We start from the raw sequence: 23,675 nt of genomic DNA on the forward strand, positions 1-23,675 counted from the left end.
GAACGATCGTGGCTGCACTGGCTTCGGCGACACTGGTCGCCCCACCCGCGGTGGCCGCCCCCACCACCCCGAAGACGTGCGCGGTGACCTCCGAGCGCGACCTCGAACGCGCCCGTCCGGAACAGGTCGGACTCGACCCGGCCAAGCTCGACGAGGCCCTGCGGTTCGCCGACACCCGCAACCGGCTCAATGTCCAGGTGTTCCGGCACAATTGCCTCGTCGGGGAGGGCCCGCGCAACGACGAGACCGGCGACGTGGCGTGGAACATCTGGAGCGTCACCAAGTCGGTGGTGTCGCTGCTCGCCGGAATCGCTTCCGATCAGGGCAAACTCGAGATCGGCGCCCCGATCGACCGCTATCTGCCGACCGGCCTCGGCGACGCGCTGCACCGGTCGATCACGGTGGAGAACCTGCTCACCGAGACCTCGGGGATGAAGGTCGGCGTGCTCACCGAAGGCATCACCGCGGTGATCCCGGTCGACCCGAACAGCGCGATCCAGGCACTGGCGGTGGAGCTGACCAACCCGCCGGGCACCACGTTCAGCTACAGCCAGCGCAATGTCGACCTGCTGTCGTGGGTGATCGAGCTGGCCGTCGGCGAACCGCTGCAGCAGTTCGCGCAGCGCGAGCTGTTCGACCCGCTCGGCATCCCCCGCTCGGACTACTACTGGGCGCGGGATCGGTCCGGGCACACCTACGGCTACGCCCACCTGCTGCTGCCGCCCAACGATCTCGCCAAGATCGGCCTGCTCGTCGCCAACGACGGCCGCTGGGGCGCGCACCGGGTGATCTCGGCCGACTACCTTCGTGCGGCCCGCACCCCGTCACCGCAGAATCACTGCTACGGCTACCTGTTCTGGGTGGGCGCCGACTGCGCGGAGTCCCCCGACTTCCTGCCCGCCGACGGCTTCTTCATGTCGGGGCTCGCCTTGCAGAACGTCTTCTTCCTGCCCGGTCTCGACCTGATGGTCATGTGGACCGGCGCGTTCGGCAACGAGACCGCCTACGGCGCGAGCGGGGTGATCGCGCATCCCGAGGAACTGCCGCACGAGTTCTTCCGCCGGCTGTTCGCGGCGTTCACCGATGCGCCGACGCCGGTCGCCGAACCGTACGTCGAGCCGCCGGTGGAGTTCGATCCGGCGCGGCTGATCGACGCCAACATCCTGCTCGCGGTCTTCGGCATCGGTCCCGGCGCCTATCCGGGCTGCACCGTCTTCGAGTGCCTGAACCAGCCGCTGGCCGCGCCGTTCGCGAGCATTCCGCCGGGATGCGCGGTGCTGGTCTGCCTCGGCGACGATCCACGCACCCCCGGGATCCGGCGCTAGGTCAGGATCGCGAGTCCCCCTCGGCGCCGCTGTTGCCGGGATGCCGGAAACGGGCCGAGTCCAGGTAGTCGCGGTACAGCACCACCTCGCCCGCGCGCACCCGGATCACGTTGATCGCGGAGCGGACCCGGACACGTTCTTCGCCGGGACGGGTCACTTCCACCTCGGTCTCCACCACCACGACCTCGGGGTCGTCGGTGGCGTAGATCTGCGGATGGACGGCGTGCACCTGCACCGCCGAGGTAGCCGCCCAGCCCTGCCGGAGGGCGTCGCGGATCGCCGTGCGGCCGACGATGCGGCCGGGCACGCCGGGCGGCGCGAACGGCATCTCGAAGACGGCGTCGTCGGCGAATTCGGCGGTGAAGGCCGTCGCGTCGCGGGCGGGGAGAACGGTCATCAACCGCTCGACGAGCTGGACCGGGCTTTCGGTCATCGGAGCATCCTTCATAACCGGAACGATGGACCCGTTTATCATCCGGAACCAGCGCCCCGGTTGTCAACGGTCCTCGCTAGAATCGCCACCGTGCCCGACGAACCACGCCCGCTGCGCGCCGACGCCCGCCGCAATCGCGCGCTGGTCCTCACCGCGGCACAGGAAGCCTTTGCCGCCGAAGGACTTTCGGTGCCGATCGACGAGATCGCGCGACGCGCAGGCGTCGGCGCCGGCACCGTGTACCGGCACTTCCCGACCAAGGAAGCGCTGTTCACTGCCGCGATCATCGACCGGGTCGAACGCGCCGCGGCCTATGCGCGGGAACTGTCCGAGGCCGACGATGCCGGGGCGGCGTTCTTCGAATTCCTGGCATTTCTCGGCCGGGAGAACGGCGTGAAGCGCGATCTCGCCGATGCGGTCGGCTCGGATCGGCTGGCCACGCTCGGCGCGCCGGCCGACCTGCCCGGCGCCATCGGCACACTGCTGCGGCGCGCGCAGCGGGACGGCGCGATCAGGTCCGATATCGATGTCGACGACCTGATGCTCATCCTGAAGGCCGGATTCGGCGCCACCCGCGAAGCCGACGAGCGCCAGCGGCAGCTGACCTTCGCGGTCATCCTGGACGGGCTGCGCCGGACCGAGTCCTGAGCACGAAAAACGGGCCTGCCCACCGGAATCGGTGGGCAGGCCCGTTCGTCGGCGATGCTCAGCGGTTGTTCAGGAGGACTTCCGCGATCTGAATGGTGTTGAGCGCGGCGCCCTTGCGCAGGTTGTCGCCGGAGATGAACAGCGCGAGGCCGCGGCCGTTCGGGACGCCCGGATCCTGGCGGATGCGGCCGACCAGCGAGTCGTCCTGGCCCGCGGCGGCCAGCGGGGTCGGCACGTCGACCAGGCGCACGCCCGGCGCCTTGGCCAGCAGTTCCTGCGCCTGCAGCACCGAAAGCGGTTCGGCGAACTCGGCATTGATCGACAGCGAGTGACCGGTGAAGACCGGCACGCGCACACAGGTGCCGCTGACCAGCAGGTCGGGCAGGCCGAGAATCTTGCGGCTCTCGTTGCGCAGCTTCTGGTCCTCGTCGGTCTCGCCGGAGCCGTCGTCGACCAGCGCGCCGGCCAGCGGGATCACGTCGAACGCGATCGGGGCGACGTACTTGTTCGGCGCGGGGAACTCCACGGCGCTGCCGTCGTGCACCAGCTTCTCGGCGTCGGCGGCCACCGCGCGGATCTGCGTGGCGAGCTCCTCGACACCGGCCAGGCCGCTCCCGGACACGGCCTGGTAGCTCGACACGATCAGGCGCTGCAGGCCCGCCACGTCGTGCAGCGGCTTGAGCACCGGCATCGCGGCCATGGTGGTGCAGTTCGGGTTCGCGATGATGCCCTTGGGCAGGTTGCGCGTGGCCTCGGGGTTGACCTCCGAGACGACCAGCGGCACATCGGGATCCTTGCGCCAGGCCGAGGAGTTGTCGATCACGGTGACACCCGCCGCGGCGAAGCGCGGGGCCTGCACGCGGGACATGGTGGCACCGGCCGAGAACAGCGCGATGTCCAGACCCGACGGATCGGCGGTCTCGGTGTCCTCGACGACGATCTCGCCGCCGCGCCACGGCAGCGTCTTACCGGCCGAGCGCGCGGACGCGAAGAACCGCACCTCGTCGGCCGGGAAGTTGCGCTCTTCCAGCAGCTTGCGCATGACGGCGCCGACCTGACCGGTCGCGCCGACGACTCCTACCCGTACACCCATCGCTTAACGCCCCGTTCCGCCGTGGACGACGGCGGCCTCTTCGCCGCCGAGATCGAAGGCCTTGTGCAGGACCTGCACGGCCTCGTCGAGTTCGGTGTCGCGCACGAGCACCGAGATCCGGATCTCCGAGGTGGAGATCAGATCGATGTTCACGCCCGCGTTGGCCAGCGCCTCACAGAAGGTGGCGGTGACGCCCGGGTGCGACTTCATGCCCGCGCCGACCAGCGAGACCTTGCCGATGTGGTCGTCGTAGAGGACCTGCGCGAAGCCGATCTCGTCCTGCCGCTTGGTGAGCATCTCGACCGCGCGCGCGCCGTCGGTCTTGGGCAGGGTGAAGGTGATGTCGGTCTTGCCCGTGTCGACCTTGGAGATGTTCTGCAGCACCATGTCGATGTTGATCTCGGCGTCGGCGACCGCGCGGAACACCTTGGCCGCGTAACCCGGCTCGTCCGGCAGGGCGACGACGGTCACCTTGGCCTCGCTGCGGTCGTGCGCGACGCCGGTCAGGATTGCCTGCTCCACGGGAATGTCCTCCATCGATCCGAAAACAGTGGTGCCGATCTTGTCGGTGTAGGACGACCGGACATGAACGGGAACGTTGTAGCGGCGCGCGTACTCCACGCAGCGCAGCATGAGCACCTTCGAGCCGCAGGCGGCCATCTCGAGCATCTCCTCGTAGGAGATCTTGTCGAGCTTCTGCGCGTCGCCGACGATGCGCGGGTCGGCGCTGAAGATGCCGTCCACGTCGGTGTAGATCTCGCAGACATCGGCTTTCAGCGCCGCGGCCAGGGCGACGGCGGTGGTGTCGGAGCCGCCGCGGCCCAGCGTGGTGACGTCCTTGCTGTCCTGGCTGACGCCCTGGAAGCCGGCGACCAGCACGATCTGTCCCTCGGCCAGCGCCTCCTGCAGGCGGCCCGGGGTGACGTCGATGATCTTGGCGTTGCCGTGCGCGCCGGTGGTGATCACGCCGGCTTGGGATCCGGTGAACGAGCGTGCTTCGGCGCCGAGCGAATGAATCGCCATGGCCACCAGCGCGTTCGAGATGCGCTCGCCGGAGGTGAGCAGCATGTCCATCTCGCGAGCAGGCGGCGCTGGGGCCACCTGCTCCGCGAGATCGAGGAGTTCGTCGGTCGTGTCGCCCATGGCCGAGCAGACCACGACGACGTCGTGGCCCTGCTTCTTGGTCTCCACGATCCGTTCAGCGACGCGCCGGATCCGCTCGGCGGTGGCCACCGAGGATCCTCCGTACTTCTGAACAACGAGAGCCACGGCTAGGTCCTTCACGATCGACAGTCAGGCTTGGTATCAGCGACCTAGACTACCGGCCCAGGTCCACCGGATTTGCCGCTACCTCCCCAGCCTGTGGAAAACGACACAGGCTCGTCACCTGTGGATAACCGCGGAAATCAGGCCCGGGTGAACCAGGTGACCTGCGTGCCGTTGTCGAATTCCTTGCGCTGCACCGGCGTGAAGGATGTCGGTTGGAAGACGCCGGTGAACGCGTGTACTCCGTCGCCCGCGATGACCGGGTAGCTCTTGACGACCATCTCGTCGATCTCACCGATGAGCTGACCGGCCAGGTTCCCGCCGCCGCACAGCCAGATGTCGCCGCCCTCCTGTCCCTTGAGCTCGCGCACCAGCTCGGCCGGATCGCCGGCGACGATCTCGACACCGGGGTGATCGGCCTGGTCCAGCGAGGACGAGACGACGTACTGCTTCAGGTGCGAGAACGGGCTCTCGACGTGCTCGCCCGGGAGGATGTAGGTGCCGCGACCCATCAGCACCGTGTCCCACTTGACGGCGGGCAGCTCGGGGTCCATCCCGATGTGCGGGCGGATATGGGTCGGGATCGAATCGGGGAACTCGGCCGTCATCCATTCCATGTAGTTCTGCGGCGTCGGATAGAAGTCCACCTCACCGCCGGGACCTGCGATGTAGCCGTCGAGCGAGACACCGATGTAGTAGACAAGCTTTCGCATGGGTACCGCCTAAGTTGTTGTACTCTGAATGAAGTGGTTTGAACGTAGTACTACAGACGGAGTGGTGTCAAGTGCGAACTAATCCCGAACGACGACAGGCGCTGCTGGACGCGGCGATCGAGGTGCTGGCAGGCGAGGGCGCGCGCGGCCTCACCTTCCGCGCGGTGGACAAGCAGGCCGGGGTGCCCGTCGGCACCGCGTCCAACTACTTCACCAGCCGCGACGAGCTGCTCACCCAGGCGGGCACCCGCTTCTACGAGGTGGTGCAGCCGACCGAGGAGACGATGGCGCTGGTCAGCGAGGGGCCCAAGACGGTCGAGAACATCACCGCGCTGATGAAGGAGGTGGTCGGCCGGCTCGAATCGCACCGCACCGCCTACCTCGCGCTCCTCGAATTGCGGCTGGAGGCGACCCGGCGTCCGGAGCTGCGCGAGGTGCTCACCGAGCGGGTCAGGGCCGACCTCGATTTCAATGTCCGCAACCACCTGGCGTCCGGTCAGCCGGGCGACGAAGCCTCGGTGCTCCTGCTGTATCTGGCCCTGAATTGGCTCATTGTCGAACACCTCACACTGCCCGGAATCTTCACCGAGCAACAGAGCATGGAACTGATCGAAACCGCCGTCGAGCGGGCAATACGCCCCTGACCCGGTCATTTGTCCAGACCATAGACGTGTTGACGATCACTGGTACAACTGTGCACAATCGGGCGCGAAGACAGCGGGGGTTCGGAGGACAGATAGACATGCGCTCGAAGACCCACATCCGTTTCACCGTGGATGCCCCGCTCGATCAGGTCATGGATGCCCTGCTCGCTGTCGATCGTCTAGCCGAATGGTCACCGTCCTACAGCGACGTCCGCATCGGCCCCCTCGGCCCCGACGGCAGGCCGCGCCGGGTGTTCGTGACCGCCCACTTCATGGGCGACTCCGATTCGCAGGTCCTCGAATACTCCTGGGACTACAACCGGGTGTCCTGGGACGTCGTCGACAGCAGCCGCGGCTCCAAGGGCGGCGGCTCGTTCGAGCTGGCCGAGGGACCCGAGGGCACCGAGGTCGACCTCCGGGTCGAACTGCGCTACCCGCTGCCCGTCCCCGGCGTGCTGTTCAATCGCACGCTGCGCAAGGAGAACAACGAGGTCGTCGCGAACTTCATCGACTTCGCCGAGCGGTATCCCGAGATCGAGCGCTACGGCGTCGGCTAGCGGTTGCGCCGACGGCGAAAGCTCCGTCCGTTCCGCGCGGACGACGGCGCCGGGTGCGACGATGTGCGCATGATCGGTACTCGACGGGCTCGGTTCCAGCAGGTGGCCGAAGGCGCCTCGGTGACCCAGCTCGAACTGTTCTTCGACCTCGTGATCGTCTTCGCCTTCACCATGGTCACCGCGCTGGCCGCCGACGATCCGACCGCGGCCAACGTGGTCCGCGCCGGGCTGGTGCTCGCGCTGATGTGGTGGCTGTGGATCGCCTACTCCTGGCTGGGCAATGTGGTCAGGGCCGACGAGGGCATCGCCCGGATCGCGATGTTCGTCGCGATGGGCGGCGCGTTCATCGCGGCACTGACCATCCCCGAGGCGTTCGACGACCTCAGCGGCGGCTGGTTCGGCCCGCTGGTCTTCGCCATCGCCTACCTCGTGGTCCGGCTGGTGCACGTCTCGATCTTCTGGGTGATCAGCGCCGAGGACTCCCAGCTGCGCGGGCAGGTGCTGCGCTGGGCGATCGGCTCGATCACCCTCGGTACCAGCCTGCTCGTCGTCGCGGCCATGACCGACGGCCTCACCCAGATCCTGCTGTGGCTTGGCGCGATCGCCGGCGACATGCTCTGGACCTGGTTCGCCGGCAGCGACTGGCGGATCAACTCGGCCTCGCATTTCGCCGAGCGGTACGGGCTGATCGTCATCATCGCGCTCGGCGAGTCCATCGTCTCGATCGGCATCGGGGTGGCCGGTCTGCCGATCTCGTGGCCGATCGCGCTCGGCTCGATGCTCGGGCTCGCGGTGTCGGGCCTGCTGTGGTGGCTGTACTTCGACGTCGCGGCGATCTCGATCGAGCACGCCTTCGCGCATTCCCGCGGCGCGCACCAGATCAAGATCGCCCAGCGCAGCTACACCTACGGGCATTTCCCGATGATCGCCGGTGTCATCGCGCTCTCGCTCGGGCTGAAGAAGGTGCTGTACTACGTCGGCGACGCCTCGCACCACAAGCTCACCGACGCGCTGCACGGGATTCCGCTGATCGCGCTCTACGTCGGGCCCGCCCTGTTCCTGCTCGGCGTGATCGCGGCGAAATACTACGCGACCAAGTCGATCTCGCTCCCCCGCGTGGTCACCGCGGTGATCCTGGTCGCGCTCGTCCCGGTGGCGACGAAGCTACCGGCGCTCGCCGCGCTGACGCTGCTCTGCGCGGTGCTGGCCCTGCTGGTGATCTTCGAGACCGTGCGCTACGCGACCCCGCGCGACGAGATCAGGCACGCTTGACCTGATCGAGGTGGTGCCGCACGCCGTGCTCGGCGGGCGTCGCCCCGCGGTGCGACGGCGGCACGTTGATGCCTGCGCGCACCGCGTCGTTGATCTGATCGAGGTTCTCCCGCAGCATGTCGGCGACGAGTTCGTCGGTGCGCGGATCGTCGAGCAGCTGGCGCAGCATCCGGTACACGGTGTCGGCGACGAGCCGGATGATGTCGTCGTGGAACGGGAGATAGCGCAGCTTGCTGGTCGCCGGGTCGTTCTTGATCAGGTCGACGATCATCTGGTCGACCTCGGCGTGGTTCTCCTCCAGCGCCGCGGCGATGTTCTTGGTGTAGTGGCCTGCCCGCAGGACCTTGGAGACCTCGTCGAGGATCGCGATCGTCATCGGGCGCTTGATCACGTCGACGATGGTGCCGACGAACCGGTTCACCACCGTCGCGGTGACCCGCTCCCCCAGCGCGCGATCGGCGACCCGGCCGAGCCGGATCAGGATCACCACGATCCGCAGCAGCCGGAAGCTGCGGAAGATCGGGCTGGTCACCGGGATCATGCCGAGCACTTCGTACCAGTAGATGAACGGGAAGCTCCACGGCCAGCCCGCCCGGCGCCACCGCCACAGGAACTCGATCAGGAAGATGCCGCAGATCGTCCAGTCGGTGACCACGATCGCGTGATAAGTCGTCCCGGAGACCGGGAAGAAGGTGACCCACACGACCAGCCCGACCGAGATTATGGCCAGCACCAGCATGAACAGATCGGTCCGCAGCGACGGCGTCTTGGCCCGCACGTCCGGCAATGCCTCGACCCGCTCGATGCCCGGTGAGGCCACCTCGGTACTCCCTTCGAACGCCATCGTCCATGCCGAGCGTACGGCCGAATCGGCGCGGATCGGTCACATTGCGCGCGACCGTCCGCGCGAGTGTCAGCGACCGGCGCCGATGACGGCCGCGATATTGCGTTCGGCCAGCGCGGTGATCGTGAGCGAGGGGTTGACCGTGGCGGTGCTGCCGGGGATCGCCGCGCCGTCCATCACGTAGAGGCCGGGGTGCCCGTGCACGCGGCCGAACGCGTCGGTCGCCTTGCCGAGCACCGCGCCGCCCAGCGGATGCGCGGTGAACTGGGCGTTCGCGTCGTAGCCGAGCGCGCCGTACTCGGCGACCGCGCCCGCGCGTTCGGCGATCCGGTGATCGACCGCGCGCGCCGCGTCGACGACGGCGTTCTGCGCGCCCGCCGACCAGCTCAGCCCGACGCCGCCGCCGTGGTAGCCGAAGCGGGCCCTGGTCGAGTCGAGCACCATGCCGAGCGACGCGAGCGCGCCGGTCTCGAACGGGATGCCGGGGATGTACCAGTTCTCCAGCGTCAGCGGGACGGCGGACGCGTCGAAGATGCGGCTCGCGCTGGGCACGCCCTGGCCCTGGCCGGCCACCGCGCTCGCGCCGCGGGCCAGCACCACGTCACCGTTGGTGCCCCAGCCGTCGCCGACGTGCTCGTTGAGGTTGGGCAGCGCGCCGGTGGCCTGGGCCCGGACCAGCAGTTCGGAGGTGCCGACGGAACCGGCGCCGAGGAACAGCTTGTCGCAGGTCAGCGTGCGGGTGCCGAGGTGCTGACCGGTCGGGGCCAGTTTCGTCACGGTGACCACGAACTTGCCGCTCGCCTCCTGGGCGATGGCGTCGACGCGGTGGCCCGGGTACACCTGCGACCTGCCGGTCTCCCTGGCGTAGCGCAGGTAGTTCTGGTTCAGGTCGAACTTGGCGCCGTTGGAATTGCCCAGGTTGGAGCGGGCGGCGGTGGCCGAGGCGCGGGAGTTGCCCGCCAGCTCGCCGCGCAGCACGTCCCAGGTGAAGATCGAGTCGTTGGCCACCGGCTGATAGCCCGCGGCGCGGACCTGGTCGTCCCAGGCGCGCGAGTGCGCGAACGGCGCGGACCGGTAGATGTCGGCGGGCATCGGGTCCAGCCGCAGCATCTCGCGCACCCGCGGGTAGTAGACGCGCTCGAGCTCGCCGTAGTCGACGACGCCGCCGAAGACGTGATCGAACAGCTTGCGCTCGGGCGCCACCATCGCGCCGGTGAAGATCACCGAGCCGCCGCCGACCGCGGCCGCGCGCCACACGTCGATCCCCGGGTACTCGGTGACATCGAGGACGCCGCCGAACTTGCCGAAGCTCATCGGCACCTTGGTGACGCCGGTGAAGCTGGTGCGGTGCCAGAAGCCGCGGCCGTCGGGCAGGTCGTCGCCGGTGAAGATCTCCCGCCACGGGTCGTTGGGCCAGCGCGAACCGCGCTCCAGCACGGTGTTGGCGATCCCGGCCTGGGCCAGCCGCAAGGCGGTGACGGCGGCGCCGAAGCCGGAACCGATGACGATGGCCTCGGTGTGCGCCGGCGCGTCGGGGATGGGCTCGAAGATCTCCGGTACCCAGGTACGGAACATCGCCTCGCGCGGATCGGCCGCGGCGGCCGTGGTCGTCAGCGTCGTCCCCACGGCACCGGCGATCGTCGCCAGTCCCGCCGCCTTGAAGAAGGCACGTCTGTGCACCAGGCCACCTCCCTCATCACGCATGGCCGAGCGCAGGATACCCCGTGTGAAACGCCAATGGTGTTCAACCGAGGGGCCTTTGGTGGTAGTCACAACCACCGGGCGGGCCGCATGACGCGGCCCCCGCTCACCCGGACGTCAGCAGCCGGATCACCGCGATCGTGCCGACGACGACGATCACCGCGCGCAGGACGTTCGGCGAGAGCCTGCGGCCCACCTTCGCGCCCAGCTGGCCGCCGATGATCGAACCCACCGCGATCAGCGCGACGGCCTGCCAGTTCACCTCGGCGATCAGGATGAAGATCACCGCCGACACCGCGTTGACGATCAGCGCCAGCACGTTCTTCACCGCGTTGAGCCGCTGGATGTCCTCGTGCACGAACACCCCGAGCAGGCCGAGCAGCAGCACGCCCTGGGCGGCGCCGAAGTAGCCGCCGTAGATGCCGGTGCCGAACACCGCGACCAGCAGGATCGGGCCGCCGTGCGCGGGGGTGGCCGCGTCACCGTCGGCCCTGCGCCGCTTCACCCAGGCCGCCAGCCGGGGCTGCACGACCACCAGGATCAGCGCGGCGATGATCAGCACCGGGACGATCGCCTTGAACGCCTCCGCGGGCATGACGAGCAGCAGGATCGCGCCGGTGATGCCGCCGAGCAGCGAGGCGGTGCCCAGCTGCAGCAGTCGCGACCGCTGTCCTTCCAGTTCGCGCCGGTAGCCGATCACCCCGCTGACCGAGCCGGGGACCAGACCGATCGTGTTCGACACGTTCGCCGTCACCGGCGGCAAACCGAAGGCAAGCAGCGTGGGGAAGGTGATGAGCGTGCCGGAGCCGACGATCGTGTTGATGCCGCCCGCGGCGATGCCCGCCGCGAGCACGGCCACTTGCTGTAACCAGGTCATCCGAGTTCCTTTGTGACGTCTCGTCGGACGCGATGGTCCGTACAAGCGTGCGATTCGCAGAAAACCGTACCGCTCGCTTACTACCGGCCGGTTTCCCCAGGCCGCTTACCAGCGGGGTAGGGCACGCGGTAAGCTCGAAGGATCATGCAGCGGGCACTTCTTCTCGGCCGCCGCGACGGGTTCTGATACGGACCGGCTCCCGTCGCGGGGTTCCAACGCGCCGGTCGACCCGCTCCCACCAGGGAATCCACTCACATCCACGGAGAAACTTGCATGTCCTCGGCTGACGCATTCGTATCCGCTTCGCGCACCATCACGGCCCCCGGCAAACCCGCACCGGCCGACCAGCCCGCCTGGAACCACCAGAAGAACTCGTCGATGCCGTCGTTCCGGTACCGGCCCTTCGCCGAAGAGGTCGAGCCCATCTCGGTGCCCGACCGCACCTGGCCCGACAAGATCATCGATCGCGCCCCCGCGTGGTGCGCCGTCGACCTGCGTGACGGCAACCAGGCGCTCATCGACCCGATGAGCCCGGCCCGCAAGCGCCGCATGTTCGACCTGCTCGTCCGGATGGGCTACAAGGAGATCGAGGTCGGCTTCCCGGCCGCCAGCCAGACCGATTTCGACTTCGTCCGCGAGATCATCGAGGACGGCGCGATCCCCGCCGACGTCACCATCCAGGTGCTGACCCAGTGCCGCCCCGAGCTGATCGAGCGCACCTTCGAGGCCTGCAACGGCGCGCCGAACGTCATCGTGCACTTCTACAACTCCACCTCGATCCTGCAGCGTCGCGTGGTCTTCCGCGCCGAGCGCGACGCGGTGAAGAAGATCGCCACCGACGCCGCCACCCTGTGCCTGGAGATCGAGCAGCGCTACCCCGACACCGAGTGGCGCTACGAGTACAGCCCGGAGTCCTACACCGGCACCGAGCTGGACTACGCCCGTGAGGTCTGCGACGCGGTCTCGGCGATCATCGCGCCGACCCCGGCCAAGCCGCTGATCATCAACCTGCCCGCGACCGTCGAGATGGCCACCCCGAACGTGTACGCCGACTCGATCGAGTGGATGCACCGCAACCTGGCCCGCCGCGATTCGATCGTGCTGTCGCTGCACCCGCACAACGACCGCGGCACCGCCGTCGCGGCCGCCGAGCTGGGTTACCAGGCCGGCGCCGACCGCATCGAGGGCTGCCTGTTCGGCAACGGTGAGCGCACCGGCAACGTCTGCCTGGTGACGCTGGGCATGAACATGTTCTCCCGCGGCATCGACCCGCAGATCAACTTCTCCGACATCGACGAGGTCCGTCGCACGGTGGAGTACTGCAACCAGCTGGCCGTGGCCGAGCGCCACCCGTACGGCGGCGACCTGGTCTACACCGCCTTCTCCGGCAGCCACCAGGACGCCATCAACAAGGGCCTGGACGCGATGAAGGCCACCGCCGACGCGCAGAACGCCGACGTCGCCGACATCACCTGGGAGGTCCCGTACCTGCCGATCGACCCGAAGGACGTCGGCCGCACCTACGAGGCCGTCATCCGGGTGAACTCGCAGTCCGGCAAGGGCGGCGTCGCCTACATCATGAAGACCGATCACGGCCTGGTGCTGCCGCGCCGGTTGCAGATCGAGTTCTCGCAGGCGATCCAGGCGATCACCGACGGTGAGGGCGGCGAGGTGACGCCCAAGGAGATGTGGGACGTCTTCGCCACCGAGTACCTGAACCCGATCCTGCCGCTGGAGCGGATGCGCCAGAAGGTGACCGCGTCGGAGACCGACGGCGGCGTCGACACCATCGTCGCCACGGTCAAGGTCGACGGCGTCGAGCAGGAGATCACCGGGTCCGGCAACGGCCCGCTGGCCGCGTTCGTCGACGCGATCGCCACCGTCGGCTTCGACGTGCGGGTGCTCGACTACAGCGAGCACGCCATGTCCGCCGGTGACGACGCGCAGGCCGCCGCCTACGTCGAGGTCGCGATCGGCGACAAGGTCGTGTGGGGCGTCGGCATCGCCACCTCGATCACCACCGCGTCGCTGCGGGCCGTCGTCTCGGCGGTCAACCGCGCCGCCGCGCGCTAGTTCGACACCGCGAAGGCCGGGTCCGCGACGCGCGGGCCCGGCCTTCGCCGGTTGTGCACAGGGTCGAAAGGGCTGTGGACAACTCGGGCCCGACCGGTCGGCTTCGGTGCGGATCTACCGGTTGAGCTGCGCGCATGCCGGGCTGGAGCGGTTCTCCGGGCGGCCGCCCCCGGCGCGCGGAAATTGGCACCGTGCTAGCGTTTTGGTGCACATTCAGCGCCGAGCTTCCTGCTCGTTCATCGGGCAAAGTGGGGGAACTGTGACCAACAACGACCATAATCCGACGTCTCCGCCCTGGCTGCAGAGTCCGTCGGCTGAGACGGCCGACGCTGCGTCCGGATCCGCCGGGGTGCAGACGGCCACCGACGACGACCTCGAGCCGACGTCCGCCACCGCCGAGCAGGCCGACGACGCCGCCGAGCCGCAGCCCGCCGAGGCCGCCGCGGCCGAGCCGCACGCCGGGCTCGCCGAGCAGACGGTGTTCCAGCCCGGTGGCTTCGTGCCGGGCCCGTTCGCGCCGAACCAGTATCCGGGCGCGCCCGATCCGTACCAGAGCGGTGGCGCGCATCCCGTCGTGAACGGTCCCGAGCAGCAGCCGTGGCCGGGTCAGCCCGTGCCTGGCACCGAACAGCCGTGGCCCGGTCAGCCGGTGCCCGGCGCCGAGCAGCCGTGGCCCGGTCCGCAGGCCACCGGTGAGCAGCCGTACCCCGGCGCTCCCGGCCCGTATCCGGGCGCGCCCGAGCAGCCGCAGTTCCCCGGGCAGGAGCAGCAGCCGCCGCAGGGCCAGCAGTCCGAACCGATCTACAGCTGGGCGCCCCCGCCGCCGCCGATGTACCAGCCGCCGATGCCGGGTGGCATGCCGCCCGGTCAGGTGCCCGGCCAGCCGGGTCCGCTCGGCCCGCCGCCCGGGCAGCCGCAGTGGCAGGGCGGACCGGCGCAGCAGCATCAGCCGTTCCAGCCGCAGCACGTGCCCGCACCCGGTCAGCCGGGCCATTCGGTCAACGACCTGAACCTGCTCAAGCGGGCCCGCAAGGCGCCGCGCAGCGGATGGCGCCGCGCTGTGCACAAGGCCTCCGGCGGCATGATCAACCCGGGCGAGTCGGCGGCCGACGTCGTCCATCGCGACCTGGCCGAGCGGGTCAACCAGCCGGTCCGCGGTGACTACCGGATCGCGATCCTCTCGCTCAAGGGTGGCGTCGGCAAGACCACCACCACGGTCGGTCTCGGTTCCACCTTCGCCTCGCAGCGCGGTGACCGCGTCATCGCGATCGACGCCAACCCCGACCTGGGCACCCTCGCCCACCGGGTGCCGCGCCAGACCCGTTCGACGGTGCGCAACCTGCTCGAAGACCAGAACATCACCCGCTACTCGGACGTGCGCGCGCACACCTCGCAGGCCCCGAGCCGGCTGGAAGTGCTCGCCTCCGAGCAGGACCCGGCCGTGTCGGAGGCTTTCAGCGAGGCCGATTACCGCAAGGCGATCGGCATCCTGCAGTCGTTCTACAACATCATCCTGACCGACTGCGGCACCGGTCTGATGCACTCGGCGATGTCGGGCGTGCTGGACATGGCGAGCTCGCTGGTGCTGGTCACCTCACCCGCGATCGACGGTGCGCGCAGCGCGTCGGCGACGCTGGACTGGCTCGACCACCACGGCTACAGCAAGCTCGTCGAGCGGACCGTCGTCGTCGTGAACGCCTCGCGCCGCGGCGCGTCGACGGTCGACCTGGACCAGCTGCGCAAGCTGTTCCTCGACCGCACCCGCGCCGTACAGATCGTGCCCTTCGACGATCACCTGGCCGAGGGCGCCGAGATCGACCTCGAGCTGGTCAGCAAGCCGACCAGGCGGGCGCTGCTCGAACTGGCCGCCATGGTCGCCGACGATTTCGGCTACCACGGGCAGCAGCAGAGCCAGCAGTTCCCGCCGCCGGGGCAGTCCTACCAGGGCCAGCAGTACCAGCCGGGGCAGTACTGACGTAGCCGGATCAACCGGGGGGGAACGTGTCCGAGGTCGATGCCGCGCGCCATATCGCGGGTGTGGCGGCCGGAGCCGGGCTGGGTCAGCACCGGGCGACGTACGCACCGACGGTGATGGCGTGGAGCCGGATTCGCGTGATCGGCGTCGTGGCGGGTGTCGCGCTCGCGGTCACGGCCCTGGCCTTCGTCATCGAGCAGGCCGGGATCGCCTGGATCACCGGGCTGACCGCGCTCGGCGCCGTCTTCGCGTTCGTCCTGAGCACGGCGCAGGCGTGGTGGCACGAGCGGGAGACCGCGGGTAACCGGCTCGCCGTCTACGACCACGGCCTGGTCGCGGTGCTGGGCGGGCACATCGGCGTCGCGCGGTTCGACTCGACGACGGTGCTGCGGAAGATCGTCCGCCGTGCCGACGGCGGGCCCCTCAGCACCGTCGCAACCTACACGCTGACCGATCTCGCCGGTCGGCACTTCGTGCTCGACAGCTCGTTCGCCGATGCCGAGCAGTGGGGCGACTGGATCCAGCGGGCCGTCACGGCGGCCCAGCTGCCGCGGGCGCTCGCGGCCGTCCACGCCGGACACCGCCTCGACTTCGGCGACATCTGGCTGACCGGCACCGAGATCGGCACGCGCAACAAGAGCGTGCCGTGGCACCAGGTCCAGGGCCTGCGGACGGACTCCGGCTGTGCCGAGATCGCCGTCGAGGGCAGGTGGTTCGAGCTGAACTCGACCGCGATCGCCGACATCCCCAACGTCATGGTCCTGCGCGCGCTGGTCGAGCGGCTGTGCGCGTCGGTCAGCGCGCGCTGACGTCGCGGGCCGCGGCCTCGAAGGCGTCGAGCACCGCGGCGATGGCGGGGCGCCGGTGCGCCTGCGGCCGGGTGAGCAGTTCGTACACCCGCGCCGCGCGCACGCCGGCCAGCCGCAGCACCGACAGCCCGGGATGCGCGACCGCGAAGCGCGGCATCAGCGCGACACCGTACCCCGAGGCCACCAGCGTTTCGATCACCCGGAACTCGTTGAGCCGCTGCGCGATCCGCGGCCGCACCCCGGTGATGGTGGCGATCGATTCGAGCACGTCGTCGACGGGGAATCCGCCGCGCACGCTCACCCACACCTCGTCGGCCAGTTCCTCCGGGCGGACCGCGGGCCTGCCCGCCAGCGGGTGCGTCGCCGCGACGACGACGTCGATCGGTTCCCGCATCAGCACCCGCGCCGAGAGCCGTGGACCGGCGGGCGATGGCGCGCGTTCGTCGCGATGGGTGAGCACGATGTCGTAGTCGGCCAGCAGCTTGGGCGCCGCCGACGGCGGCAGGTCCTCGTCGCCCGCGACGAGCTGTACGCCGCTGCCGGACAGCGCGGTGAGCACCGGCGGCAGCAACAGCGCGGCGCCGGACGGGAACGACGCCACCCTGACCTGCCCGCGCGGCGAGCCGCGGTAGTGCGCCATCTCGGCGGTCGCCCGCTCCATCGCGGCGAGCACGTCATCGGCCCGCAGCACCAGCGCCTGTCCGGCGTCGGTGAGCCGCACCCGGCGCCCGTCCGGCTCGAGCAACGCGACGCCGGCTTCCCTGGCGAGCACCTTCAGTTGCTGGGAGACCGCCGACGGCGTCATCGACAGCGCCTCGGCGACGGCGGCGACCGTGCCGCGATCGGCCAGCTCGCGCAGAATCCGCAGTCGGTCAATGGAAAACATGAAGTAAATCTACTTTATTGATCCACTTTTATTCGATTGTCCTGATGCTTCGCCAACCGCACGATTAGGGCGTGACCACCCGCGACCGCCTGCTCGGACTGACCGTCGTCGTGCTCTGGGGCCTGAACTTCCTGGCCATCCGGATCGGCCTCGACCACTTCCCGCCGTTCTTCTTCGCCGCGTTGCGGTTCGCCGTGATCGCGATCCCCGTGCTCGTCTTCATTCCGCGTCCCGCCGTGCGTACCCGCTGGCTGCTGCTCTACGGCACCGGGTTCGGCATCCTGCAGTTCGCCTTCCTGTTCACCGCGATGCGCACCGGCATGCCCACCGGCCTCGCCTCGCTGGTGCTCCAGTCGTCCGCGCCGTTCACGGTGGTGCTCGGTGCCGTCGCGCTGCGCGAGCGGCTGCGGCCGGTGCAGGTCGCGGGCCTGGCGGTCGCCGTGCTCGGCATGGTCGTCATCGGCGCCGATCGGCTGGCCGATGCGACGCTGCTCCCGGTCCTGCTGACGCTGGCGGGCGGCCTGGGGTGGGCGTTCGGCAATATCGGCGCGCGCCAGGCCGGCGCCAACTCCCCCGGCTTCGATCCGCTGCATCTGACGCTGTGGATGTCGGTGATCCCGCCGCTCCCGCTGCTGGCGCTGTCGCTGGCTGTCGAGGGGCCTGACACCGGTTTCCGCGCGCTCGGCGCCGCGGTCTCGTCCACCGCCGGGCTCCCCGCGCTGGCCGCGCTCGCCTATATCGCCCTGCTCGCGACCGTGTGCGGATCGGGCCTGTGGACGTATCTGATGAGCCGCTATCCGGCGGGCACGGTGGCGCCGTTGTCGCTGCTCGTGCCGGTCGTCGGCATCGCCGCGGCCTGGGTGGCCCTGGACGAGCGGCCGTCGGTGGCCTCACTCGTCGGCGGCGCGATCGTGATCGCCGGCGCCTTCGCCGCGACGACCACCCGGCAGCCGCGACCACAACCGGACCCGGTGCCCGACCGCGGCCTGGTGCAGGTCTAACGTCCAATTCAGCGCACAATCGCGAAGGCTCTGGCTAGCATGTGACCGATCGCGCGATGCGTTTTCCGCGCGACCGGTCGGTTTCGAGCTCGGGCGAACGACGTGCAGGTCGCAACAGCCAGGTCTTCGCCGCGCTCTAGAGTGGTAGCAAATCGCAGGCAATACTCGAGCAAGGCAGCTGAACAGCATATGGCGCAACGGTGGCCCGTCTCGCGGAGGACTTTTCTCCGCGGCACAGTCGCAGCTGGGGTGGTATCGGCAGGAGCCGTGGCGGGCGCGCCGGGTGTCGCGCTAGCCGCGCCTCCCGGCCGCCGGGTCGCGGTCCTCGGCGGCGGCGTCGCCGGGCTGACGGCCGCGCACGAGCTGGCCGAACGCGGTTTCGAGGTGACCGTCTACGAGGCCAGGGCCTTCGGCGGCAAGGCGCGCAGCGTGCCGGTCCCCGGCACCGGCCGCGACGGCAGGCCCGATCTGCCCGGTGAGCACGGCTTCCGCTTCTTCCCCGGCTTCTATCAGAACCTGCCCGACACCATGCGCCGGATTCCCGTCGCGGGCAATGCCGACGGCGTGTGGAGCAACCTGCTCACCGTGCCCGAGGCCAGGTTCTCCCGCCGCGACACCGACGACATCCTGCTCGCCCTGCCCGACGGCTTCACCAACCCGAACACCCATCCGGACGCGATCAGGGAGACCCTGGCCGCCACCCTGTCGACGATGACGAAGATGCCGCCCGCGGAGGTCGGCTACTTCGCCAACCGGCTGCTGGTGTTCAACAGCAGTTGCGAGGCTCGCCGCTTCGGCCAGTGGGAGCACACCTCCTGGTATGACTTCGTGCACGGGCACGAGCGCTCACACGAATTCCGCGCGATCGTGTCCCGCTCGCTCACCAGCATCATGGTCGCGGCCAAGGAGAATCTGGCCAGCACCCGCACCATCGGCAGCATGGGCGAGCAGTTCCTCGGCAATCCGCTCGGCCTCGGCAACGACGGCGGCCTGGACCGGGTGCTGAACAACGCCACCAATATCGCCTGGATCGACCCGTGGGTGCAGCACCTGCGCGGACTCGGCGTGCGCTTCGAACTCGGCGCGCGCGTCGAGGAACTCGTGGTGCGCGACAAGCGCATCGGCGCCGCGCGGATCACCGATGCCACCGGCGCCCGCACCGTCGAGGCGGACTATTTCGTCACCGCGCTGCCGGTCGAACAGGCGCGCAAACTCTGGTCGCCGCAGGTGCTCGAACTCGCGCCGGAACTGGCGGCGACCGATCGCCTGTTCGTCGACTGGATGAACGGCATCCAGATCTATTTCCGTTCCCCGCTGCACATTTCGCGCGGGCACACGGCGTTCGTCGATTCCCCGTGGTCGCTCACCTCGATCAGCCAGAACCAGCTGTGGACGCACAAGCTGAATTCGTTCGGCGACGGCTCGGTGGCCGACTGTCTCTCGGTCGACATCTCCGATTGGAATACGCCGGGCATGCTGTTCGGCAAGCCCGCCGTGGAATGCACGCACGAGGAGATCTTCCGCGAGGTCTGGGCCCAGCTCGCCGCGCACCTCAACGACCGCGAACAACTGCTCCGCCCGGCCGACGTCCATTCCTGGTTTCTCGATCCGGGGATCACCTGGCAGGGCAGCCGGAACGCGAATGCCGATCCGTTGCTCATCAATACCGCGGGCTCGTGGGACGCGCGTCCGGAAGCGCACGGATCGATCGAGAATCTGTTCCTGGCAGGCGATTACGTGCGCACCGATGTCGACCTGGCGACGATGGAGGGCGCCAACGAATCGGCGCGCGCCGCGGTCAACGCACTGCTCGACGTCGCGGGCTCATCGGCCCAGCGCTGCCGCACTTTCCGGCTGCGCCGCACGCCCGAACTCGAGCCGCTGCGGGTGATCGACGCCGATCGCTACGCTCGGGGATTACCCAATATGTTCGACGAATGATTGTGAACTGTTGGAACGACCAGAACGCGCGTTGCGTCTGCGTCGGGTTCAGCCGACAATAACGACCGTCTGTTCGAATCTCGGTGTTAGCGGGGGGATTTCTGGTGAATCTGCGCGTGCTCGGCTCGATCGCGATAGCGGCGGCGGTGGTGTCCGGGTGCGGTCCGGTCGGCCCGCCCGAGATCGAATTCGGCGCGGCGGCCCCGGCCGCCGTGCCCATCACGGTGACGCTGCCCGCCACCGTCGACAATTGGCCCGATGCCTGCGCCGTTCTCACCGACGCCGAGATCACCGCGATCCTGCCGCAGGCCACCAACCTGAAACGCGCGCCGCAGACCGTGCAGCTGCTCGACGAATCGGTGCGCAATATCGCCCAGGGCGGCTGTCAGTTCACCTTCGACCTGCCGGATCTGCCCGCGTCCTCGGGCAACGCCAAGATCACCGTCATGTTCTCCTCGGTCGGCGAGGAATCCGCCGTCGCCGCCTACTACGCCGATACGAAGCGCTTCACCGGTGACCCGGTGGCTCCGGAGTGGGGCGCCACCGAATGCACCTACGGCAAGATCATCGAATCCACCGTGGCCTGTCATCGGGGGAATTTCGCGTTCGCGGTCAGCGGCGACTCCTCGGTCGGCGGCCTGGACAGCCCCGCGCACTTCCAGATCTGGCGCGACGAGGTCACCGCCGAGATCGTGCGCACCCTCGTCGCACGGATGGGCTGACGTACCTCACACCGCTCCCGCACGCGGCCCGCGACCGCGCGCACATAGACTCGCGGCGTGGCAGACATCTCGGTGCGTGGGCGCCTGGCTTTGCGAGCGGCGGCGGCAGCGTCGTGGGCTTCGCAGAAGGCGGGTCGCGGCAAGGGTTCGATGATCGGCGGCCTGATCGCGCTGAAGATCGATCCGACGATCATGACGCAGCTCGGTCGCGGCAGGCGGACGGTGCTGATCACCGGCACCAACGGCAAGTCGACCACCACCAGGATGACCACCGCCGCGCTCGGCACCCTCGGCCAGGTCGCCACCCAGGCCGACGGCGCCAATATGGACGCGGGCATCGTCGCCGCGCTGAGCGTGCACCAGGGGGTGCCGCTGGCCGCGATCGAGGTCGACGAGCTGCATCTGCCGCACGTCAGCGACGCGCTCGACCCGGCCGCCGTCGTGCTGCTGAACCTGAGCCGCGACCAGCTCGACCGGGTCGGCGAGATCAACATGATCGAGCGCAAGCTGCGCGCCGGACTGGCCCGGCATCCCGGCACCGTCGTCATCGCCAACTGCGACGACGTGCTGGTGGCCTCCATCGCCTACGACCACCCCAACGTGGTGTGGGTAGCGGCGGGCAGCGGCTGGGCCGTCGACGCGACGAGTTGTCCGCGCAGCGGCGAGCCGATCGTCTGGGAGGGCGAGAACTGGCGCTCGACCGGCGCCGATTTCCATCGTCCGCAACCGGATTGGTGGCTCGAGGGCGACGACCTGTGCGGCCCCGACGGTTTCCGCGCTCCGCTGCACCTTGCGCTGCCCGGCCGCGCGAACCGCGGCAACGCGGCGCAGGCCGTCGCCGCGGCGGTCGCGATGGGCGCCGAGCCGGCCAAGGCGACCGACGCGACCGGCACCGTGCGCGAGATCGCGGGCCGCTACCGCACCGTCACCGTCGGCGAGCACGACGCGCGACTGCTGCTCGCCAAGAACCCGGCGGGCTGGCAGGAGGCGCTGTCGATGATCGAGCCGACCTCGGCCGGTCTGGTGATCGCGGTGAACGGGCAGGTACCCGACGGTGAGGATCTGTCCTGGCTCTGGGACGTGCGGTTCGAGCACTTCGAAGGCGTGCAGGTGGTGGCCGCCGGCGAGCGCGCCACCGACCTGGCCGTGCGCCTGACCTACGCGGGCGTCGAGCACACCCTGATCCCCGACCCGCTGCGCGCCATCGCCTCCTGCCCGGCCGGGCACGTCGAGGTGCTGGCCAACTACACCGCGTTCCGCGATCTGAACCGTGACCTGGAGGCGCGCGCATGAGTGAGTCGACCATTCGCATCGGCCTCGTCCTGCCCGACGTGATGGGCACCTACGGCGACGGCGGCAACGCGCTGGTGCTGCGCCAGCGGCTCCGCATGCGCGGCTACGACGCCGAGATCATCGACATCACCCTGGCCGACCCGGTGCCGGACTCGTTCGACATCTACACCCTCGGCGGCGCCGAGGACTCGGCCCAGCGCCTGGCCACCCGGCACCTGCGGCAGTACCCCGGCCTCCAGCAGGCCGCCGCCAAGGGCGCCCCGGTGCTCGCGATCTGCGCCGCGATCCAGGTGCTCGGCAACTGGTACGAGACCTCGGCGGGCGAGAAGGTCGACGGCGTCGGCCTGTTCGACGTCACCACCTCCCCGCAGGAAACCCGCGCCATCGGCGAGGTGACCACCACCCCCGTCCTCGACGGCCTGTCCGCCCCGCTGACCGGCTTCGAGAACCATCGCGGCGGCACCCGCCTCGGCCCCGACGCCGCCCCGCTCGCCAAGGTCACCCGCGGTGTCGGCAACGGCGTCGGCGACGGCACCGAAGGCGTCGTCCAGGGTTCGGTCATCGGCACCTATCTGCACGGCCCCGCCCTGGCCCGCAACCCGGAACTCGCCGACCTCCTCATCGCCCGAGCCCTCGGCATCTCCCCCACCGACCTCGCCCCCCTCGACCTCCCCGAGGTCGACCGCCTCCGCCGCGAACGCCTCCGCGCCTGATCACGGGGTTATCTGAACTAGTTCTGATAATCTGGGCGCATGAGCGCGACAGCCACCTGGTCCGAGTTCCTGCGTGACCCGAACCGGATCATCGAGGAGATGGAGGCGAACGGGGACGTGATCCTCGTTCGCCGCTCGGCTCCGCCGGTCCGGCTGTCGAGTGCCGATGCCGAGGCGGCGGCGTCCGACGCGCTCGGCGTCCTGATGCAGTTGCTGACTGTCGCCATGGACGACGAGATGCTGGAACGCATGGTGGCGCGCCTGGCTGTCGTCTTCCCCTGGCTGGAGCTGCTACCCGAGTCGGCCCGGATCGAGTTCGTCGGCGAGTTCCTCGCCATCGCGCGCGGTGGGATCTCGGTCGGCCGGGTGGACCGGCTCGGCACCACACTCGAATCGTGGAAGGAAACGGCGCGCGCGTACGCCGACCCGGCGCTCAGCGTCGACGGTTCGGACCTGCACTACCTGGATGACCCTGAAGCAGTACCTGCTCCAGGGGCCGGGGAGTGAGCCGCCGCTCGGAGGTACCGCGGCCGCTGAAACGGGCCGAGTTCGAGATCGTCTTCATCACCAGCCAGGCGCAGAAGGGCTGGACCGACTGCCTGGCAGCGGCGCGCAACGCCATCGTCGATGCCTGGGACCAGCTCACCCGCGAGCCCGAAACCGTCTCGGCCCGGCTCTACCCGCTCAAGGCCGACCTCCGCTACGGCCGATACCAGGGCCGCACGTTCGAGCGGTTCCAGTACAAGTTCACCGACGGCGGGCGGCTCTGGTACTTCGTCGACCACGCGCCCAAGGGCAGCCGCACGGCGGGTCGGGTACTGCTCGAGCGCTGTATGCCCGGCCATCCGAAGGAAACCGACTGAGCGCTGAGCCAGGCGACCGACCCGAC

23 protein-coding genes are annotated in these 23,675 nt (G+C 69.4%); 15 read left to right on the forward strand and 8 right to left on the reverse strand.

Going from position 1 to position 23,675, the window contains the following annotated elements; translation table 11 throughout:
* The first annotated feature begins 17 nt into the window (after positions 1-17).
* On the forward strand, positions 18-1,325 hold the full coding sequence (locus ACFYWJ_RS03980; RefSeq protein WP_387161399.1) for a serine hydrolase domain-containing protein: 1,308 nt from the start codon (positions 18-20) through the stop codon (positions 1,323-1,325).
* 1 nt (position 1,326) lies between these two features.
* Here ACFYWJ_RS03980 and ACFYWJ_RS03985 read toward each other — a convergent pair whose 3' ends face one another.
* On the reverse strand, positions 1,327-1,758 hold the full coding sequence (locus ACFYWJ_RS03985) for a nuclear transport factor 2 family protein (RefSeq protein WP_355280943.1): 432 nt from the start codon (positions 1,756-1,758) through the stop codon (positions 1,327-1,329).
* Positions 1,759-1,848: 90 nt separating this feature from the next.
* On the opposite strand from ACFYWJ_RS03985, the gene ACFYWJ_RS03990 reads away from it, so the two are divergent.
* On the forward strand, positions 1,849-2,406 hold the full coding sequence (locus tag ACFYWJ_RS03990; RefSeq protein ID WP_355280945.1) for a helix-turn-helix domain-containing protein: 558 nt from the start codon (positions 1,849-1,851) through the stop codon (positions 2,404-2,406).
* A 58-nt stretch (positions 2,407-2,464) separates the two neighbouring features.
* Here the strand turns inward: ACFYWJ_RS03990 and ACFYWJ_RS03995 are convergent, their stop codons facing one another.
* From ACFYWJ_RS03995 to ACFYWJ_RS04005, 3 genes are all read right to left on the reverse strand, one after another.
* A complete protein-coding gene (locus ACFYWJ_RS03995) occupies positions 2,465-3,499 on the reverse strand; it encodes an aspartate-semialdehyde dehydrogenase (RefSeq protein ID WP_355280947.1) in 1,035 nt (344 codons plus the stop codon).
* Positions 3,500-3,502: 3 nt separating this feature from the next.
* Positions 3,503-4,768 carry an aspartate kinase gene (locus tag ACFYWJ_RS04000; RefSeq protein WP_218716967.1) on the reverse strand — a complete coding sequence of 422 codons (1,266 nt, stop codon included), beginning with the start codon at positions 4,766-4,768 and terminating at the stop codon, positions 3,503-3,505.
* Between the two features lie 137 nt (positions 4,769-4,905).
* Positions 4,906-5,478: a dihydrofolate reductase family protein gene (locus ACFYWJ_RS04005; protein WP_355280949.1), complete on the reverse strand. Its 573-nt coding sequence runs from the start codon at positions 5,476-5,478 to the stop codon at positions 4,906-4,908.
* Between the two features lie 71 nt (positions 5,479-5,549).
* Here ACFYWJ_RS04005 and ACFYWJ_RS04010 point away from each other — a divergent pair, with 71 nt between their 5' ends.
* The 3 genes from ACFYWJ_RS04010 to ACFYWJ_RS04020 all read left to right on the forward strand — a co-directional run bounded on the left by ACFYWJ_RS04010 (position 5,550) and on the right by ACFYWJ_RS04020 (position 7,951).
* Positions 5,550-6,122 carry a TetR family transcriptional regulator gene (locus ACFYWJ_RS04010; protein WP_355280951.1) on the forward strand — a complete coding sequence of 191 codons (573 nt, stop codon included), beginning with the start codon at positions 5,550-5,552 and terminating at the stop codon, positions 6,120-6,122.
* 98 nt (positions 6,123-6,220) lie between these two features.
* Positions 6,221-6,679: an SRPBCC family protein gene (locus ACFYWJ_RS04015; RefSeq protein WP_355280952.1), complete on the forward strand. Its 459-nt coding sequence runs from the start codon at positions 6,221-6,223 to the stop codon at positions 6,677-6,679.
* Between the two features lie 69 nt (positions 6,680-6,748).
* Positions 6,749-7,951, forward strand: coding sequence for a low temperature requirement protein A (locus tag ACFYWJ_RS04020; protein WP_355280954.1), 1,203 nt, complete (start codon positions 6,749-6,751; stop codon positions 7,949-7,951).
* On the opposite strand, the gene ACFYWJ_RS04025 is transcribed toward ACFYWJ_RS04020, so the two are convergent.
* From ACFYWJ_RS04025 to ACFYWJ_RS04035, 3 genes are all read right to left on the reverse strand, one after another.
* Positions 7,938-8,795: an ion transporter gene (locus ACFYWJ_RS04025; protein WP_355280956.1), complete on the reverse strand. Its 858-nt coding sequence runs from the start codon at positions 8,793-8,795 to the stop codon at positions 7,938-7,940. The genes ACFYWJ_RS04020 and ACFYWJ_RS04025 overlap by 14 nt on opposite strands.
* 69 nt (positions 8,796-8,864) lie before the next feature.
* A complete protein-coding gene (locus ACFYWJ_RS04030) occupies positions 8,865-10,499 on the reverse strand; it encodes a GMC oxidoreductase (RefSeq protein WP_387160789.1) in 1,635 nt (544 codons plus the stop codon).
* A gap of 103 nt (positions 10,500-10,602) precedes the next feature.
* The gene (locus ACFYWJ_RS04035; RefSeq protein WP_355280959.1) at positions 10,603-11,373 is read right to left on the reverse strand and encodes a sulfite exporter TauE/SafE family protein; all 771 of its coding nucleotides are present in this window, start codon (positions 11,371-11,373) and stop codon (positions 10,603-10,605) included.
* A 273-nt stretch (positions 11,374-11,646) separates the two neighbouring features.
* On the opposite strand from ACFYWJ_RS04035, the gene leuA reads away from it, so the two are divergent.
* The 3 genes from leuA to ACFYWJ_RS04050 all read left to right on the forward strand — a co-directional run bounded on the left by leuA (position 11,647) and on the right by ACFYWJ_RS04050 (position 16,230).
* Positions 11,647-13,446 carry a 2-isopropylmalate synthase gene (gene leuA, locus ACFYWJ_RS04040; RefSeq protein WP_355280961.1) on the forward strand — a complete coding sequence of 600 codons (1,800 nt, stop codon included), beginning with the start codon at positions 11,647-11,649 and terminating at the stop codon, positions 13,444-13,446.
* A 349-nt stretch (positions 13,447-13,795) separates the two neighbouring features.
* On the forward strand, positions 13,796-15,421 hold the full coding sequence (locus tag ACFYWJ_RS04045; RefSeq protein ID WP_355280963.1) for a MinD/ParA family protein: 1,626 nt from the start codon (positions 13,796-13,798) through the stop codon (positions 15,419-15,421).
* A gap of 26 nt (positions 15,422-15,447) precedes the next feature.
* The gene (locus tag ACFYWJ_RS04050; protein ID WP_355280965.1) at positions 15,448-16,230 is read left to right on the forward strand and encodes a DUF6585 family protein; all 783 of its coding nucleotides are present in this window, start codon (positions 15,448-15,450) and stop codon (positions 16,228-16,230) included.
* Here the strand turns inward: ACFYWJ_RS04050 and ACFYWJ_RS04055 are convergent.
* Positions 16,217-17,116, reverse strand: coding sequence for a LysR family transcriptional regulator (locus ACFYWJ_RS04055; protein WP_355280967.1), 900 nt, complete (start codon positions 17,114-17,116; stop codon positions 16,217-16,219). The genes ACFYWJ_RS04050 and ACFYWJ_RS04055 overlap by 14 nt on opposite strands.
* Before the next feature lie 71 nt (positions 17,117-17,187).
* Between ACFYWJ_RS04055 and ACFYWJ_RS04060 the strand changes: the two genes are divergently transcribed.
* The 7 genes from ACFYWJ_RS04060 to ACFYWJ_RS04090 all read left to right on the forward strand — a co-directional run bounded on the left by ACFYWJ_RS04060 (position 17,188) and on the right by ACFYWJ_RS04090 (position 23,649).
* Positions 17,188-18,117: an EamA family transporter gene (locus ACFYWJ_RS04060; protein ID WP_355280969.1), complete on the forward strand. Its 930-nt coding sequence runs from the start codon at positions 17,188-17,190 to the stop codon at positions 18,115-18,117.
* Between the two features lie 189 nt (positions 18,118-18,306).
* The gene (locus ACFYWJ_RS04065) at positions 18,307-20,058 is read left to right on the forward strand and encodes an FAD-dependent oxidoreductase (RefSeq protein ID WP_355280971.1); all 1,752 of its coding nucleotides are present in this window, start codon (positions 18,307-18,309) and stop codon (positions 20,056-20,058) included.
* 104 nt (positions 20,059-20,162) lie between these two features.
* On the forward strand, positions 20,163-20,780 hold the full coding sequence (locus ACFYWJ_RS04070) for a hypothetical protein (protein WP_355280973.1): 618 nt from the start codon (positions 20,163-20,165) through the stop codon (positions 20,778-20,780).
* A gap of 57 nt (positions 20,781-20,837) precedes the next feature.
* Positions 20,838-22,073 carry a MurT ligase domain-containing protein gene (locus tag ACFYWJ_RS04075; protein ID WP_355280975.1) on the forward strand — a complete coding sequence of 412 codons (1,236 nt, stop codon included), beginning with the start codon at positions 20,838-20,840 and terminating at the stop codon, positions 22,071-22,073.
* On the forward strand, positions 22,070-22,786 hold the full coding sequence (locus ACFYWJ_RS04080) for a glutamine amidotransferase (RefSeq protein ID WP_355280976.1): 717 nt from the start codon (positions 22,070-22,072) through the stop codon (positions 22,784-22,786). Before ACFYWJ_RS04075 ends, ACFYWJ_RS04080 begins: the two co-directional genes overlap by 4 nt.
* A gap of 39 nt (positions 22,787-22,825) precedes the next feature.
* On the forward strand, positions 22,826-23,293 hold the full coding sequence (locus tag ACFYWJ_RS04085; protein WP_355280977.1) for a hypothetical protein: 468 nt from the start codon (positions 22,826-22,828) through the stop codon (positions 23,291-23,293).
* Positions 23,290-23,649, forward strand: a complete 360-nt coding sequence (locus ACFYWJ_RS04090; RefSeq protein WP_355280979.1) for a hypothetical protein — start codon at positions 23,290-23,292, stop codon at positions 23,647-23,649. The genes ACFYWJ_RS04085 and ACFYWJ_RS04090 overlap by 4 nt, the downstream gene beginning before the upstream one ends.
* Positions 23,650-23,675: the final 26 nt, after the last annotated feature.

Source organism: Nocardia sp. NPDC003269 (assembly GCF_042888005.1).
In the GTDB taxonomy this organism is placed as follows: Bacteria; Actinomycetota; Actinomycetes; order Mycobacteriales; family Mycobacteriaceae; genus Nocardia.